At 72.1% G+C, this 1,314-nt stretch carries 1 protein-coding gene; it reads left to right on the top strand.

What is annotated here, in order from left to right; all coding sequences use genetic code 11:
- Positions 1-53 precede the first annotated feature (53 nt).
- Positions 54-1,283: an IS30 family transposase gene (locus ABLE53_RS24750; protein ID WP_425474917.1), complete on the top strand. Its 1,230-nt coding sequence runs from the start codon at positions 54-56 to the stop codon at positions 1,281-1,283.
- The last annotated feature ends 31 nt before the right edge of the window (positions 1,284-1,314 follow it).

Here is a 1,314-nt window from a genome sequence, read left to right as displayed (position 1 = left end):
GGCGGAATCCAGCGGTCGAAGCAACGCTCCTGATGTGAGACGGAGTGGTGCAGATGACGAGGGCGTGTTCGCCTGAGGTCCGTTCGCGGTTGTTCGAGTTGGTGTGTTCGGGAGCGTCGCTGTCGGCGGCAGCGCGTGAGATCGGCGTGGCGCGTCAGACCGCGATGCGGTGGTGGGCCCAGTCTGGTCCGATGGGGATGGTGCTGCAGAAGGGCCGGTACGGCGGCCTCGCCCGGGTCCCGGAGCGTGGCCCGGTCGAGCCGGTCCGGCCGGGGAAGCGACGGATGCTGACCAGCGAGGATCGGGCGGTGATCGCGGCCGGCGTGCGCGCGCAGTGGACGCTGACCCGGATCGGCGCCGAGTTGGGCCGGGACACGTCGGTGATCAGCCGGGAGCTGGCCCGTCACCGCGGTCCGGGCGGCTCCTACGTCGGGGCGCTGGCCCACCGGGCGGCCGCCAAGAGCCGGGAGCGTCCCAAGACCGCGAAGCTGGCGGCGAATCCGGCCATGGCCGCCGCGGTCACCGGGTGGCTGGAGCAGGGCTGGTCGCCGGGGCTGATCGCGGCGGTGCTGCGTGCGGATCATCCCGGCGACGAGGCCGCGGCGAGAATGAGCCGGGTGAGCCACGAGACGATCTACCAGGCGCTCTACGTGCAGACCCGCGGGCAGCTACGCGCTGACCTGCACCGATGCCTCTCCCTCAAACGCAGGGCGCGCCGGCCCCGGTCCCGGGCCGGCGCCGGGCGGACCTCGAGCCGGTATGCGGAGGCGTTCACCATCAGCCAGCGGCCCGCCGAGGTCGCCGACCGGGCGGTGCCCGGTCATTGGGAGGGCGATCTGATCCTGGGCGCGGGCAACGGCTCGGCGATCGGGACCCTGGTCGAGCGCTCGACCCGGTTCACGATCCTGCTGCACCTACCCGGCCGCCACGACGCCGACTCGGTGGCCGAGGCGATGCTGCGTGAGATGAGCCGGCTGCCCGAGCACCTGCGCCGCTCGATCACCTGGGACCGGGGCAGCGAGCTGGCCCACTACCGGCACATCCAACTCGAGCTCGGTGCGCCGGTCTACTTCTGCGACCCGCACTCGCCCTGGCAGCGCGGCACCAACGAGAACACCAACCGGCTGCTGCGGCACTGGTTCGCCAAGGGCAGCGACCTCTCGGTCCACACCGCCGCCGACCTGCACCGCATCGCCGCCACCCTCAACCAGCGGCCACGGCCTACCCTGGACCTACAGACCCCAGCCCAACGGCTGGCCCAGCTGCTCGACCAAGCAGCCTGACCCAGCGTTGCTTCGACCGATTGACCTCGCC

Source organism: Nocardioides asiaticus, from assembly GCF_040049175.1.
In the GTDB taxonomy this organism is placed as follows: domain Bacteria; phylum Actinomycetota; class Actinomycetes; order Propionibacteriales; family Nocardioidaceae; genus Nocardioides; species Nocardioides cheoyonin.
The sequence above is the reverse complement of the archived record's forward strand: the minus strand, read 5'-3'. Positions and strand labels throughout refer to the sequence as shown.